The sequence below is a fragment of the Gynurincola endophyticus genome, assembly GCF_003991195.1.
In the GTDB taxonomy this organism is placed as follows: Bacteria; Bacteroidota; Bacteroidia; order Chitinophagales; family Chitinophagaceae; genus Gynurincola; species Gynurincola endophyticus.
Genome location: NZ_RCWL01000003.1, coordinates 439,550 through 456,075, shown reverse-complemented (window position 1 = coordinate 456,075; position 16,526 = coordinate 439,550). Strand labels below are relative to the sequence as shown.

At 40.1% G+C, this 16,526-nt stretch carries 11 protein-coding genes; 6 read left to right on the top strand and 5 right to left on the bottom strand.

The window, feature by feature from the left end; genetic code table 11:
• Positions 1-34: 34 nt before the first annotated feature.
• Complete coding sequence (locus D9O48_RS08615) at positions 35-1,303, top strand: Y-family DNA polymerase (RefSeq protein ID WP_126972545.1); 1,269 nt, start codon at positions 35-37, stop codon at positions 1,301-1,303.
• Here the strand turns inward: D9O48_RS08615 and D9O48_RS08610 are convergent, their stop codons facing one another.
• The 4 genes from D9O48_RS08610 to D9O48_RS08595 all read right to left on the bottom strand — a co-directional run bounded on the left by D9O48_RS08610 (position 1,304) and on the right by D9O48_RS08595 (position 9,735).
• Positions 1,304-2,683, bottom strand: coding sequence for a deoxyguanosinetriphosphate triphosphohydrolase (locus D9O48_RS08610; protein ID WP_126972544.1), 1,380 nt, complete (start codon positions 2,681-2,683; stop codon positions 1,304-1,306). It abuts the gene before it with no gap.
• A gap of 16 nt (positions 2,684-2,699) precedes the next feature.
• Positions 2,700-3,521 (bottom strand): N-acetylmuramoyl-L-alanine amidase, encoded by an 822-nt coding sequence (locus D9O48_RS08605; RefSeq protein ID WP_126972543.1) that lies wholly within the window; start codon positions 3,519-3,521, stop codon positions 2,700-2,702.
• Between the two features lie 212 nt (positions 3,522-3,733).
• Positions 3,734-6,169, bottom strand: a complete 2,436-nt coding sequence (locus tag D9O48_RS08600; protein ID WP_126972542.1) for a TonB-dependent receptor domain-containing protein — start codon at positions 6,167-6,169, stop codon at positions 3,734-3,736.
• A 212-nt stretch (positions 6,170-6,381) separates the two neighbouring features.
• The gene (locus tag D9O48_RS08595) at positions 6,382-9,735 is read right to left on the bottom strand and encodes a methylmalonyl-CoA mutase family protein (protein ID WP_126972541.1); all 3,354 of its coding nucleotides are present in this window, start codon (positions 9,733-9,735) and stop codon (positions 6,382-6,384) included.
• Positions 9,736-9,829: 94 nt separating this feature from the next.
• Here D9O48_RS08595 and D9O48_RS08590 point away from each other — a divergent pair, with 94 nt between their 5' ends.
• Genes D9O48_RS08590 through ispG form a run of 5 tightly spaced genes read left to right on the top strand, consistent with a single transcriptional unit; the run spans position 9,830 to position 15,229 of the window.
• On the top strand, positions 9,830-10,654 hold the full coding sequence (locus tag D9O48_RS08590) for an amidohydrolase family protein (protein WP_126972540.1): 825 nt from the start codon (positions 9,830-9,832) through the stop codon (positions 10,652-10,654).
• Between the two features lie 51 nt (positions 10,655-10,705).
• Positions 10,706-11,530: a penicillin-binding transpeptidase domain-containing protein gene (locus D9O48_RS08585; RefSeq protein ID WP_126972539.1), complete on the top strand. Its 825-nt coding sequence runs from the start codon at positions 10,706-10,708 to the stop codon at positions 11,528-11,530.
• 51 nt (positions 11,531-11,581) lie between these two features.
• A complete protein-coding gene (locus D9O48_RS08580) occupies positions 11,582-12,583 on the top strand; it encodes a vWA domain-containing protein (protein ID WP_126972538.1) in 1,002 nt (333 codons plus the stop codon).
• Complete coding sequence (locus D9O48_RS08575) at positions 12,571-13,200, top strand: tetratricopeptide repeat protein (RefSeq protein ID WP_126972537.1); 630 nt, start codon at positions 12,571-12,573, stop codon at positions 13,198-13,200. The genes D9O48_RS08580 and D9O48_RS08575 overlap by 13 nt, the downstream gene beginning before the upstream one ends.
• A 34-nt stretch (positions 13,201-13,234) precedes the next feature.
• Positions 13,235-15,229 (top strand): (E)-4-hydroxy-3-methylbut-2-enyl-diphosphate synthase, encoded by a 1,995-nt coding sequence (gene ispG, locus D9O48_RS08570; protein WP_126972536.1) that lies wholly within the window; start codon positions 13,235-13,237, stop codon positions 15,227-15,229.
• 130 nt (positions 15,230-15,359) lie between these two features.
• On the opposite strand, the gene galK is transcribed toward ispG, so the two are convergent.
• A complete protein-coding gene (galK, locus tag D9O48_RS08565) occupies positions 15,360-16,508 on the bottom strand; it encodes a galactokinase (protein WP_126972535.1) in 1,149 nt (382 codons plus the stop codon).
• Between the last annotated feature and the right edge of the window lie 18 nt (positions 16,509-16,526).

The following is a 16,526-nucleotide window of genomic DNA, read 5'->3' as shown; positions in this document are numbered from 1 at the left end:
GCTACCCATCCCTTTTAATTTCAAACTTACCATTATGATCGGCATCGTGGATTGCAACAATTTCTACTGCTCTTGTGAAAGGCTTTTTCGCCCCGACCTTATCAATAAACCCATTGTAGTACTCAGTAATAATGACGGTTGCGTTGTTTCACGCAGCGAAGAAGCCAAAAAACTCGAAATACCAATGGGCATTCCTTATTTTGAAATACTGCCACTTATAGAAAAATATCAGGTGGCGGTTTTTTCTTCAAATTACAACCTGTATGGCGACATGAGTGCACGGGTAATGAAAACGTTAAAGCAACTGACACCTAATATAGAAGTATACTCTATTGACGAAGCTTTTATTGACCTGAGTCAGGTACCGCCTCACGCATTAGAATCTACTACCAAACATATCCGCACGATAGTGGAACAGTGGACGGGTATTCCTGTTTCTATAGGGGTAGGGCCTTCTAAAACACTCGCCAAACTAGCAAATCACTACGTAAAAAAAACAAAGACCGATTACGTGGCGGTGATTGATACAAAAGAAAAACAGGAAGATTTACTTAAACAAATACGTATCGAAAAAATTTGGGGAGTAGGTCGCTCTTATGCAAAATTCCTCACCAACAGAGGCATCACAAATGGCTATGAACTCGCACAAATGTCTGAAGACTGGATCAGAAAGAACATGGGTGGAGTAGTTGGGCTACGTTTGCATAAAGAGTTGAACGGAGAACTCAGTATGCCATTACAAACGCCTTTAGTACAGAAGAAAATGGTAGGAACCAGCAGAATGTTCGGTCAAAAGATTTCAGATCTGAGTTTATTAAAAGAGGCGGTGGCTGCTTATATTTCACGGGCTGCAGAAAAACTTCGTCGCCAGAAGTCGGTTACTGATACACTTTATGTGTCAATTGTTCCGTTTAATTACATGAAAGATTCGATGTATACACGTCCGGTTTCCGTTAGCCGGTATATTACGTTGCCATTTGCCACACAAGCCACTAACGAGCTGATTAAGGCTGCTATGCCTTTAGTGGAAGAGTTGTATGAACCCGGCATGAAGTACAGTAAAGCAGGCGTAACCTTTTACAACCTGAAACCTGCCGATGCTGTACAAGCCAACCTCTTTAAAGAAAATAATTACCCGCAAGCCACCAAACTGATGCAGGCACTCGACAATATCAATTTTGCCATGAAGCCCAATATGATCCATTTTGCAACGATGGGTCATCAAAGTATCTGGCAAATGAAACAAAACATGAAAAGCGCTCATTATACGACCAGGCTCAGTGAGCTTCGTAAAGTAAAATAATCAGCGTAACTGCGGTATTTCTATCCCTGTAAGTTTCCGGTATAATTCTACTGCATATAAATCTGTCATGCCTGCTACAAAATCAACAACCGATTGCAGATCCTGATAAAAGTTTTCAGGTTTTCCTGTAATCACAAACTGTGATGAAATTAATTGTAACAATTTTTGAGAACGTTTGCCTTCTACATCCAATACCGCATCCACAAACGCTTTCAGCAAAGAACCGATTACATTATAGCCGGCTATTTCAATTTCTACCACCGAGCGGTGGTTATAAATATATTTATAAGAGAATTCGTCTATTTTTTTTACAATCTTTAATTCGCGTTCAGGAATTAAATCAATTAAAGGTTTGTCTAACGTGCCCAATAGTAATTGCTCTTCTTCACGCATAAACACCTCCTGTACCCGTTGAATCAAAAAATTAATTACCCGGGCGCGCAGATATTGTACCTGCTGGTTGGTATCTTTTATTTTATTCAATGTGTCTTCAACAGTCGTTCGGGTGTCGTACCCGGTGCCCTCATCAAAAAAGGCCAGAAACAATTCTTTTATTTTATCAATCGAAATAATATTTAAACGATGCGCATCTTCGAAATCTATTACACGATAACAGATATCATCAGCCGCTTCTACCAGAAATACAAATGGATGACGCGCATACACTGTTTCATCTTCATTCAAAGCCGGAATTTCTAACTGGTCGGCTATTTGGCGGTAGGTGGCTAACTCAGTATCAAAAAAGCCTGACTTTTTCGTAATGAGTTTTGATTTATCAAACCCGTTTGCCGAGGTGCAGGGGTATTTAATAATAGACGCCAGTGTTGCATAAGTTAATCTGAAGCCACCGGCCATCTCTTCATTAAAATGATGTGTCAGCGTTCTGAAAGCATTCGCATTTCCTTCAAAGTGTGTAAAATCTCTTTGTTGATTTTCGCTGAGTTTATCAAAAAGTTCTTTTCCCTTACCGGTCATTTCTCTAAAAAATATCCGGATGGCCTCTTCTCCCGAATGACCGAAAGGCGGATTTCCGATATCATGCGCCAGGCACGCTGCCGCAATTACCGAAGGAAGTTCATATTTATAAAACTCTTTAAAAAGCTCCGTTTGCTGTGGATGACGATCTGCAATCTCATCTCCTACAGCTTTACCTAATGAGCGCCCTACTGAAGCAACTTCTAAACTGTGGGTTAAACGATTGTGCACAAAAACAGCACCCGGTAAAGGAAATACCTGCGTTTTGTTTTGCAGACGGCGGAAGGCAGACGAAAATATCAACCGGTCATAGTCTCTAATGTAAGATGTTCTGATCTGGTCTTGATTTTGCTTCCCTCCGGATTGTCCGGTTCTCTGTGCACTGTATAAAGTTTCCCATTTCATGTGCGCAAAGATAATATTAGAAAGGATTCGTGTATAATTGATATAAGACTTTTATGGCAGCACTGTCGAACTGTTTGTTATTAGAGCTGTCTTGCAGATATTTTCTTTTAAAAGTGTCATATACTGAACCAGGGTTCTTCATATCATAGCCGATTGCACGAAGTGCCATATTGGTATCAAAGCCTTCCGGTACTGTTACACCTGTTGTATCGCTGTACCAGTGGCCAAAGCCATTCATAGCAAGGTCTTTCCAGGGAAACCATACATTCGGATCTACTTTACGGCCGGGTGCAATATCCGAATGTCCGATAAAGTTAGCCGTGGGTATATTATATTTTTGCTTTAAATTCTTCAATAACTCCAGCAGGCTGCTCATTTGTAAAACAGTAAAAGGTTCAAAACCATTATTGTCTATCTCAATACCGATAGATGCAGAATTGAGATCTGTTAAACCTCCCCAGTAAGAAACACCGGCATGCCACGAGCGGAAATAATCATTTAGCAATTGAGAAACCGTTCCGTCTTTACACACGAGATAGTGCGAACTCACCTTAGTAGCTTTTTTTGTAAAAAAGTCGAGCGTTTCGGTACATGAGCCTTGTGCCGTATGATGGATGATTACATAATTGGGTTTCCGTAAATCAAAATTAACCGTACCTACCGGTTCTTCCTGAATTGAAATACCCTGCACCACATAAGGATCGGGAACCGATTTTAACGGCTTCACTAACTCTTTTGCCTGCTTAGTATACACCCGGTTTGACTGGTGATATTTATATCCTGAGCAAGCTGACAACACAGTTACACCGGCTAATAGTATGACGGAATAAATTCTCATTCGATGGCTTTTTATGAAGTTACAAAAAAGAACGGAGAGTGTATCCCCTGTGTATGTTGCATATTTACCGGAGTATTTGAAACAAGTATACCTTCACATGGTAAAATCTGAACATTCTTGTAACTACAACAAAAACCCCTCCTGAAAAGGAGGGGTGACTGTCCATAACTATACTTCAGTTCAAAACTATGACTGAAAATCGTGACAAATGGTTACCCATTTGATTTAATTCTTTGAGCTTCATCTTCTAAACCTGTTTTACGGGTAGAAGTTTTCACTTTTGTATTACCGAAACGGTAGCTGAAGTTCACTCTGAAAGTTCTGCTTTCCCAGGTATTATTGATACGCATGGTTTGGCCGGAGAACGATGAACTACCTTTGAAATACATTCCTCTGTAAATATCATTGAATGAAAACTTCAATGAGCCTCTATCTTTAAATAAGCTTTTTGATACGCCGAAGTTGATTTGTGACATCGGGTTCTGAACAAACATACCTTCCCAGATCGCTTTAGATCCATAGTATCCGCTGATTTCAGCATTGAATCCTTTTGGTAATCTGAATGAGTGTTGCGTCCAAACCGTAAATGCAGTTGTACTGTTATCCACTTCTCTTCCTGCACCGTAATCTGCTCTGAAACGTGAATTAAATCCGTTAAAGTTTGCAATAGCTGTATAGATACCCCATGTTTGGCTATAGCTTACATTAACACTCCAGGTTTCCTGCGACGCTAAGTTCTGTCTGATTAAATAAGCTTTACTGCCTAATGTATCTACCAGGTTAATGAACACATCATTTACTTTACTGTAACTTAATTTAGTTACCAGTCTGCCTTTATAAATATGCGTTAATCCAAAGTTGTTCGTGTATTGAGGTCTTAAATTGGTATTACCCTTATTATAAGTATACTCATCCAGGTAAAACTCAAACGGGTTTAAATCCTGATATACCGGACGCTGAATTCTTCTGCTATAATCTGCAGTGAAAATGTTGCTTGGATTCAACACATAAGTCAATGCTGCACTTGGGAAGAAGTCGGTATAAGATCTGGTAAAGCTTGAATCATAATCAACGAATCTGGTTCCATCATCTTTATAACCTTCGCTTTTTCCTTTTGTTTTGGTGTTTTCCATTCTTAAACCCGCCTGCAATGACCATTTTTGCGTAATCGGACGCTGGAAGTTTACATATGCAGCCGCAATATCTTCATTGTATTTAAAGAAATTACTTCTTGATGAATCGAATACATTTCCATGTTGCCCTACATCATACTTATCAAAAGTATTGTTGGTTTCAACGCCTGTATATTTAGCACCTACTCCTAACTTTCCTTTCCAGAAATTCTGCTCATAGTCTAACTTCAAACTCGACATATCAATCGTATTCGGTTGATTGAAGAAGTAGTTATTCTCGTAAATAGTAGTGTTGTTAATCGGGTCTAAATACCTGTTCGGTTGCGTTTGATTCTGACGGATATTATTCGTTGAATAGTCACCGTCAAAGTTTAAACTTCTTCCTGTAGTATCGCTGTAACGATAGTTCAGGTTATAGTTCATACGATCGCTCTTATCTCTGTTGGCATTTGATGCTTCCAGAATAGCTCTGGTTACTTTATCATTTACATTCATGATTTCGGTAGTTGACCTGCTCGACCATGTACCTGATGAATAGTTACCGTCTACCATTACTCCGATAATATTATTTTTATCGATTGTATAATCAGCACCTACTTTAAATGAAGTACCATCACCTTCCCAACGAGATCTACCCACCTGAATGAATGCAGAGTCTCCGATGAAACGGTCAATATCCTGTGTTTGAGGATTTCTGTTATTATAATAATTAACGTTGCTGAATAAATTCCAGTTGTTATTTCTGTGGTTTAAACTAACACCACCATTATACCGGTAAGCTCTTCCTACACCCCAGCCTGCATTTGCAGTTCCGGTTGTTCCGTAAGCACTGTTTTTCTTCAGCTTAATATTAATAATACCTGCAGTACCTGCTGCATCATATTTTGCAGAAGGATTGTTAATGATTTCAATCTGATCAATTGAGCTGGAAGGAATTGACTTTAAATAGTTCGCCAGATCCTTTCCATTCATCGGTGTTCTCTTTCCATCAATATATACCTGCACACCTGATTTACCACTCATCGTAATATTATCATCTTTATCCACGTTCACAGAAGGTGCTTTTCTCAATAATTCAATAGCATCTTCTCCAACACTATTGATTGTTCCTTCTACGTTCATGATTAATTTATCTGCCTTCGCCTGTAATGGTGGGCGAGTTGCTTTTACCACAACAGTTTGCATCTGATCAGCAGCAGATTCCAGATAAATAGTTTCTACATCTACCAGATCTTTTCCGTTTACCACAACCGGTACTCTATTGGGTTGTTTGTATCCAACCATACTGGCTTCAACAAAATATTTTCCTGATGAAATTTGTTCAAATTTATATCGACCGTTTGTTCCTGTAATAGCAATTTTTACAGTGCTGGAGTCTTCTTGTTTTTTCAAAGTGACGTTTACATCCGATAGAGCTTCTCCATTTAAGCTCTCGATTTTCCCTTCAATAGTTTGCGCGTTTACACCCAGGGACATAAAAAGGACAGTGATCACCGTAATGATGATTGATTTCATGGCTAAATAAGTTATTTATCTATTAGACTTTTAACTCGCTCAAATGTTACACGTCTTTTTTCACTATTTACGAGTGGTAAGAAATATGGATAAGCGGTAAAAAAATAAGAGACTCAAAATGAGTCTCTTATTTCATGTATTTTTGATTTATTTTTTTAAGAAATTATTCCGTTGCTTAATTCTTAATTCATAATTACTCACTCTTAACTTATCTACATGCTTCTCCGGTACTGGCCACCCACTTCATACAAGGCATGTGTGATTTGGCCTAACGAACAATATTTCACCACCTCCATCAGCGTTTCAAATAAGTTACCGTTAGTTGCAGCTACTTTTTTCAGTTCTGCAATTTTCTCGTTGATAACAGCTTCATTCCGCTGCATAAACATATTCAGGTTCGCAATTTGCTGCTCCTGCTCTTCACGCGTACTTCTGATTACTTCGCCCGGAACAATTGTAGGTGAACCGTTTTTATTGAGGAAGGTATTCACTCCGATAATCGGTAGTTCACCCGTATGTTTCAGCCCTTCGTAGTACAAACTTTCTTCCTGAATCTTATTACGTTGATACATTCTTTCCATCGCACCCAGCACGCCACCTCTGTCTGATATTCTTTCAAACTCGGCTAACACGGCTTCTTCTACCAGGTCGGTCATTTCTTCTATCAGGAATGATCCCTGAATAAAGTTTTCTGTTTTAGCTGACCCTAATTCTCTGTTAATAATTAATTGTATGGCCATTGCTCTACGAACACTTTCTTCGGTAGGTGTTGTAATAGCTTCATCATATGCATTTGTGTGCAGGCTGTTACAGTTATCATAAATGGCATATAAAGCCTGTAATGTAGTGCGGATGTCGTTAAAATCAATTTCCTGTGCGTGCAGGCTTCGGCCGGAGGTCTGGATATGGTATTTCAATTTCTGACTACGGTCATTACCATTATATATATACTTCATCGCTTTTGCCCAGATTCTACGTGCCACACGTCCGATTACACTATATTCCGGATCCATTCCGTTACTAAAGAAAAAAGACAGGTTTGGTGCAAAGTCATCGATATTCATTCCCCGGCTTAAATAGTATTCTACGTAAGTAAAGCCATTACTCAGGGTAAATGCCAGCTGGGTGATCGGATTTGCTCCTGCTTCGGCAATGTGATAGCCGCTGATACTGACACTATAAAAATTACGAACTTTATTTTCGATAAAATATTCCTGTACATCCCCCATCAACTTTAAAGCGAACTCAGTACTGAAAATACAGGTATTCTGCGCCTGGTCTTCTTTCAATATATCCGCCTGCACCGTACCACGAACCTGCATCAGCGCATTTGCTTTAATTTGTTCGTACACGTCTTTAGGTAATACCTCATCGCCGCTCAAACCTAATAATTTTAGTCCTAATCCGTTATTTCCTTCCGGCAAACGCTCGGGAGCTGAAGGATTATAGTATTTCGGGCGTAATCCTTTTTTATATTTTTCCTGATATTTTTTCTCTACCTCGCTCCACAAACCTTTTTCATCAATATACTTTTCGCATAACTGATCAATGGCTGCATTCATGAAAAATGCTAAAATAATCGGTGCAGGACCGTTAATTGTCATACTCACCGATGTTTTCGGATCACACAAATCAAAACCACTATACAATTTTTTAGCGTCATCAACCGTAGCAATACTTACACCACTGTTACCTACTTTTCCGTAAATATCCGGACGATGATCAGGGTCTTCGCCATATAAGGTTACACTATCAAAAGCTGTGGATAAACGAATAGCCGGTTGCCCCAGCGATACATAGTGAAAACGTTTGTTGGTTCTTTCAGGGCCACCTTCGCCGGCAAACATCCGCGTAGGGTCTTCACCACTCCGTTTTAATTCAAACACACCTGCTGTATACGGGTACTTTCCCGGAAGGTTTTCCTGTAACTGCCACTTCAGAATATCACCCCAGTCTTTATACTGCGGCAGAACCACTTTAGGAATTCTGGTTCCACTGAGCGAAGTGGTAATCATGGGTTGCTGAATTACCTTATCGCGAACTTTATATTCAAAAGCATCTTTGCTATATTGTTCTTTTACCGCCGGCCACTCTTCAATCAACTGCTTATTATCGTGTTCAATTTTATTTTCAACTTCTTTGATCTTTGCCAGTAAAGCGGCATTATCCTCTCCCACCAGCTTTAAAGCACCTTTCAGTTGATAAAGCTGCGAAGCGAGCCCGGCTTGTTTATTAGCCCATTGCCCATACTGATGGTTCTGATGAACTATTTCAGATAAATAACGTACACGTGCAGCCGGCAATACCGAAACTTTCGCCGTATTAGCAGTAGATTTAACAGTAGAAATTTCGCCGAATGAGATATTTTTCTTATCTTTTAGAATAGACACCATCTTTGAAAAAAGCTGGTTAATACCTGCGTCGTTGAATTGCGCTGCGATGGTACCAATCACCGGTACTTCTTCATCCGGCAGCATAAATAACTGATGGTTTCGCTTGTATTGTTTTTTCACGTCATGCAATGCATCTAACGCACCTGCTTTATCAAATTTATTGATCGCAATTACATCCGCATAATCGAGCATATTGATCTTCTCTAATTGTGAAGCAGCACCATATTCCGGTGTCATTACATACAGGCTGATATCGCAGAAATCAAGAATACTGGCATCACTTTGCCCTACACCGGCACTTTCGAGTATCACACAATCAAAGCCTGCTGCTTTACAGATATCCAATGCAGCTGCTACGTGTTTAGACAAAGCAACGTCACTGTCGCGTGTAGCGAGCGAGCGCATGTAAGCTCTCGGGTTAGAGATGCTGTTCATCCGGATACGGTCGCCCAATAAGGCGCCGCCGGTTTTTTTGCGGGAAGGATCTACCGAAACCACTGCAATTGTTTTGTCAGTATAGGTATGCAGAAACCTTCTCACCAGTTCGTCTGTTACCGATGACTTACCCGCACCACCGGTACCTGTAATTCCGATGACCGGAGGCAGTATGGTCTCCTTTTTCAGTTCAAACGCTGCGGGCATGGTTTCTCCCGCCTCTACCAAAGTAATTGCACGTGCAATACGGCGGATATCTTTTACTTCGTTCAAAGGATGTGTATCCTTCCATACGTCGTTCATTTTATCAATCGGCTTTAAGGTATCAACAGCTTTACACTCGTCGATCAATTCCTGAATCATTCCTTCCAGGCCTAACCTTCTGCCGTCGTCGGGGCTATATATTTTCGTAATACCATAGTGATGTAATTCGTGAATTTCCTGCGGAAGGATAGTACCTCCGCCACCGCCGAAAATTTTGATATGTCCGCAGCCGCTTTGGTCAAGCAGGTCTTTCATGTATTTGAAAAACTCTACGTGCCCGCCCTGATAACTGGTAATTGCAATACCGTGGGCATCTTCTTCAATAGCACACTCCACTATTTCCGCCACTGAACGATTATGGCCTAAATGAATAATTTCTGCACCTTTGGCTTGCATAATTCTTCGCATGATATTAATGGCTGCATCATGGCCATCAAATAAAGACGCTGCTGTTACAATTCTAACCTGGCTCATATTTTATACTTAATATCCGATAAAGATAAAAAAAACTAATGACTGTTAGTATCATCGTCTGACAGAATTATTAACTTACACAAAATCGGCTGGTATGAATATAGATGCACACGTACATTTCTGGAAGTATTCGGCGGACCAATACCCGTGGATCGATAAGAGCATGAAACTACTGAAACAGCATTACCTCCCGCAAAACCTTCAACTAACGCTTTCACGAAATGATATTCAGGGAGTAGTGGCAATACAGGCAGTAGATACTACGGTAGAATCAAGATTTCTGGCAGAACTGGCACAAACACACCCATTGATAAAAGGTGTGGTGGGTTGGGTAGATTTCACCGGCGACCGTTTACAGGAAGACCTTGAAGAGCTCAAAGAATACAGTGTTATCAAGGGTTTCAGGCATCAGCTGCAAGCAGAAAAGCAAGATTATTTTACGCATCCGAAATTTTTATCGGGTGTGGCAAAACTGGAACAGTTTAATTTTACGTATGACATTGTAGTGAAGGCATATCAACTACCCTGGCTGCATACATTACTGGAAAAAAACCCAAATATCCGTTTTGTATTAGACCATTGCGGAAAACCTGATATCGCCAATAATGAACTGACAGAATGGAGAAAGTCGATTGAACCACTGGCTCAATACCCTAACTTATACTGTAAATTATCGGGTTTATTCACGGAAGCCAAGTGGAAAGAGTGGTCAGCAAGTGATTTTTATCCTTATCTGGATACAGTTTTCCGCAGTTTCGGCACCGACCGGTTACTTTTCGGGTCAGACTGGCCGGTAATGTTACTCAGCGGTATCTATGTACAATGGAAAAGTTTAATTGAAAAATATATGGAAAACGAGCCGATTGAAATTAAAGACAGGGTTTTCGGATTGAATGCAATTGACTTTTACCGTCTATAATAGATATGGTTACCAGCAGTATTTGAATTATTTTTGCCAAAATAACCGGAAATGAAGAATTGGATTCTTGCTACCAGCCTGATGATCATATCATTATTTGGATGTACCCCGAATAATGTGACTAAAGACGATACCTTAAAAAAATATTTTGACGAATGGAAAGCAGACGGAACGTTTGCATTCTTCAATAATGGCCAGGGTGACTTTCACATCTATAACCTTCCGAGATATACGGATGGAAAATACTTACCTGCTTCTACTTTCAAAATAGTGAATTCACTGATCGGAGTTGAAAAAGGAGTCATCAAAGATTCTACCAGTATAATCAACTGGAACGGTGCCGGCAGTGGCCGTGCAGAATGTGATGCTAATTTATCAATGAATCAGGCTTTCAGGCTTTCTTGTCCGAACTGGTATCAGGAGCTGGCCCGTCGCATTGGCGCAACAGATATGAAGAAGTATCTTGATACGTTGGGTTACGGTAGTTTTTCACCGGATTTTAATATGGAAGAAAAGTTAGATATTTTCTGGCTCGATAACTCATTGAAAGTTACTGCCGATGAGCAATTAGGACTCTTGAAAAAACTTTATTTCGAACAGCTTCCATTCCTGAAGCGTACACAAAGAATTGTTCGTGAAATGATGCTTTGGGAAGACGATGCGAATTATAAACTATCCTATAAAACAGGTTGGGGCGTCACTGAAGAGGGCAATCAGTTAGGCTGGATCGAAGGTTGGATTGAAGAAAACAATCACCCTTACTTCTTTGTTTTACAAATAGAATCACCTGATGCAAACTTTGATATGAGAAGCGCGCGTTTAGATATTCTGAAAAAAATCTTAAAACAATACGGATTTTTTGAAGGAAAAAAATAATGGAACAACAGTTGCTCTAATCTAAAACTTATAGTTAAATAGCTGATAACGTTGAACTGGCACTTTGAAAATACAGAAACTTTAATCGCTTTTTTATTGATTCCGATTGTCATTTTTCTTTTCTGGCAATTACTTCAATGGAAAAAAAAAGCAATCCGTTCTATCGGAAATCCTAAAATCGTACAGAGTTTGTTCCGCAATTTCTCTGAAAAGAATTTTAGGTTAAAGTTCATTTTGTGCTGTATAGCTTTGTCGCTCTTAGTACTGGGAGCAAGTAATTTAAGACATCTTGATCCTCAGCAAAGCATTGAAAGAGCGGGTATCGATATCGTAATTGCTTTGGACCTGAGTAACAGTATGCTGGCTGATGATGAGCGTCCTACACGTTTAGACCGTGCCAAAATTTTTCTTGAGCAGTTTATCCAATCACATCCGAACGACCGCATTGCGTGGGTTTTCTTCGCGGGCCGGGCCTATGTGCAAATGCCGCTTACACATGACCATGCAGCAGCGCTTACTTATTTACAGCAAGCTCATCCCGACAATATAACCAATAAGGGAACCAATATTGCCGATGCATTGCGCACAGGTTTTCATGCGTTTCAACAACAGGATATAAAAAACAAAACCATCTTACTTGTTACTGACGGAGAAGAGCACGATGAGAATGCAGCTGCACTGGCAAAGGAATTATCGAGTAACGGAGTGATGGTTCATTCAATCGGTGTAGGTACACCGGCAGGAGTAAACCTGAAATCGTATGCCGGCTCAGTAAGATTCGATAAAGACGGCAACCCGATTGTTTCGAAACTGAATGAAAAATTACTAAAACAAATTGCTGCCAATACCAACGGCACTTATAATACACTCGACAACTTTGGCAATGCAATAAAAAGTATTAACAGTCAGATAGCCGGTATAGAAAAAACACCACTGGTAGACAAAAACTATACAAATTATACAACTTACTTTCAATACTTTCTGTTTGTTGCATTCATTTTACTGGCAATAGAATTATTCATCCCCGAAAAAAAAGTAAAATGGTTGTTTTAAAAAGAATCATAGCTACTTGTTTTGTGTTGGTATGGGTCATTACCGGTAACGCACAAAAAAGTAATTCGCAAATTTATAAAGGAAACGAGTTTTATCTTTCGAAAGAATTTGATAAAGCAATTAAATCATACGACGAAGCATTATCGCACGAATCGTCAAATGCCGTGGCATTATATAATTTAGGAGCTGCTCATTTTAAGAGCGGAAATATGGAGAGTGCAAAAACTGCTTTCCAGCAAGCCATTTCTCATTCGGGAGATAAAAAACTGCAACAGCGGGCCTGGTATAATCTGGGGGTAACCCATATCAAAGAAAAAGAGATGGAGCAGGGAATCGAAGCATTAAAAGAAGCGGTAAAACTCGACCCCCAAGATGAGAATGCCCGCTATAATCTTCAGAAAGCATTAACTTCCAGACAAACGCAGCCGCCTCCCCCTCCGCCGCAGGAAAATAAACAACAAAAGAACCAACAGAATAATAAAAACAAACAATCAAAGTTAGATAAGGAGTCGATCGAGAAATATTTGAAATCACTCGAAGAGCGTGAGCAGAATATTCGTCAGAGAATGAATGAAAGAAGTCGTCAAAGTGCCAACAGGCCTGAGAAAGACTGGTAATCTTAACTAATTTTGAATATCAACAGCAATCGTTATGCAGCTATACTGCGAATCAATATCAAATTACAAGCGTTTACCAACCAGAGAAGTTAAGGTCGGAGACCTTGCATTAGGCAATAATCACCCTATCCGTGTACAAACAATGACCACTACCGACACGATGGATACTGCCGCAACTGTAGCACAAACCATCCGATGTATTGAAGCCGGTGCAGAAATGGTTAGAATTACTGCTCCCAGCAAAAAGGAAGCGGAAAATCTTCTTGTAATCAAAAACGAATTACGCAAACAGGGTTTTACTACTCCTCTGGTGGCCGATATTCACTTTACGCCGAATGCTGCTGAAATTGCCGCACGCTTAATAGAAAAAGTGAGAGTGAACCCCGGAAACTATATAGACAAAAAGAAGTTTGAACAAATTGAATATACCGATCATGAATATGCCGCTGAAATAGACAGAATCCGCCAGCGATTTACACCGTTGGTAAAAATCTGTAAAGAGTACGGCACAGCCATGCGTATAGGTACCAATCACGGCTCATTAAGCGACAGAATCATGTCGAGATATGGTGATACCCCAATGGGAATGGTTGAAAGTGCTATGGAATTTCTACGCATTGCACGTGATCAAAGTTACCATAACATCGTACTCAGTATGAAAGCCAGTAATCCACTGGTAATGGTACAGGCATACCGCCTGCTCATTCAGTCGATGGTTACAGAGTTCGGTGAATCTTATCCTTTACATTTAGGAGTTACAGAAGCTGGCGATGGTGAAGACGGCAGAATAAAATCAGCAATAGGTATCGGAAGTTTGTTAGAAGATGGAATCGGCGACACCATCCGTGTTTCACTTACAGAAGATCCTGAATTTGAAATTCCGGTTTGTAATGACCTGGTGAAAAGATACCAGCCTTATCACTCATTACCGCAAATACCGGTGATTGAATCCGTTCCTTACAGCCCGTTTAGTTATCAACGCAGAGTTACCGGAACCGTTCAGAATATCGGAAGTACGAAAGTGCCTGTAGTTATTGCAAGTATTGATCATTCAAAAGAAATTCACCCACAGCAGTTTCAGAGTTTCGGTTATACTTACGATGAACAGCTGGATAAATGGAAAATCGCAGATGCAGCAGCCGATTATGTATATATCGGAAGTACTCCTGTGTGCTTCGAAATTCCTGGTACACTTCGGTTGCTTGCCGACCAACAGTTATGGAGTAGTGTAAAAGATAATAGTGGTTATGTTCCTTATTGGGAAGCTACAGACTTTCTTGCAACTGATCAGCACCACCCACAACTAAACTTTGTACATCTGTCAGTTGAAGGCAGCCTGAATCATGAACAAAACATGGCTATCCTTCAACAGTTAACTACCTATAAAAATATTACACTTGTACTTAGTTCACCACTCATTAATGGAGTACATGCGCTGAGAACAATGATTGCGTTTATTCAACAGGAAAAAACAGATCTGCCAATTATTCTGAAAATTGAAAGCAAGTCTCAAACACCAGATGAACATCTCATTCACTTTGCAACAGAAGCCGGTGCATTATTGCTCGAAGGAATGGGCGACGGCATCTGGCTAACCTTTAGTGTGGCCGCCCAAATGGAAAATCTTCAGGCAAAGGGAAGAACTTACTTACCCGTGAAAGATATTTACCAGTTTACCAATAATACGGCATTCAGCATTTTACAAGCCACCAGAACAAGAATCAGTAAAACGGAGTATATATCTTGTCCGTCATGCGGCAGAACGCTCTTTGACCTGCAGGAAACCACGGCTAAAATCCGTTCTGTAACCAATCATCTGAAAGGCGTAAAAATTGCAATCATGGGTTGTATTGTAAACGGGCCGGGAGAAATGGCAGATGCTGATTTCGGATATGTGGGTTCCGGACCGGGAAAGATCACTTTGTACAAAGGAAAAGAAGTGGTGAAAAGAAACGTAGATAGTAATATTGCTGTAGAAGAGCTGATTGAACTCTTAAAAGAAAATGAGGCCTGGATAGACCCTGCCTAGTAGTTTTTGCTAACACAACAGCGTCTGATAATAATATACGATATTTTTTGCAAAAAAACAAATCAGCCCATCAGTCATCCAGGTAAGAACCTGGCTACCGATGGGCTGTTACATCAATCAACAATTTCTATTAGCCGATTTCTATTTTTTCTGCACCGTTTGCTGCATCCAGAATATAAATTTCGGGTTCTATTTTAAAGAGTTGCAAATAAGATTTAGTCATTGATTTTTGAAACTCTTCTAAAGCCTGCTTTTCTACCAGGTTAATTGTGCAACCGCCAAATCCACCACCCATCATACGACTTCCTAACACACCATCAATATACGAAGCTCGTTCTACAAGAAAGTCTAGCTGAGTACAACTCACCTGATAATAATTTTTCAACGATTCGTGGGAGCCGAACATTTTCATACCCAGGCTTTGCCAGCTACCGTTTTTCAAATCTTCAACAGCCAGATGAACCCGCTGGTTTTCACTCACAATGTGTAATGCTCTTTTGTAGAGAGTCGCATCCATTTCCTCTTCTAAAGCGATAACATCAGCAGGTAATAAATCTTTAAATGAATGAACACCTTCTCGTAGCGATTGAATTTGTTTTAAAGCAGCGGTACTTTCTTCACGGCGTGTGTTATATTCGGTAGCAGACAATTCATGCTGTACCATGCTGTTTACCAATACCAACTGGTGATCGGGCATTTCAAAAGGTATATTGTTCAAAGTAGCAGATGCCGGGTGCATATAGGTAGCATTGCTTTTAACACAGAACAATACACTGAGTTGATCGAGGAGCCCGCAGCTCAATCCCATATATTCATTCTCTACCTGTTGTGAGAGCAATGCAATTTCCTTTTTATCTAATCCGAGGTTAAAAAAATCATTGAGTGCATAAAAACTACTGACACATAATGCAGCCGAAGAACTCATTCCGGCACCAACAGGAATATCTCCGGATATTAATAAATCAACCGGTTCTATAGAAAAGCCTCTTTTCTCCAGTAACTCGAATACCGGTGATAAATAAGTCTGGTGAAGATAACCGGTACCCAACAAATTAACCGGCACTTCAATAGCTTTATCCAACTGTTCAAAATAAATTCTATGCACTTTGGTAGCACCTTGGGAAATCAGTACATTTATATAGCGGTCAACTGCCATGGGCAAACACCAGCAGTCGTTATAATCGGTATGTTCGCCCAAAATATTTATCCGGCCCGGGCTACGGTAAAATTGGGGTGTACTGCCATATCTTTCAACAAATTGACGGACTAACTGTTTCATATACCAAAAATAACAAAA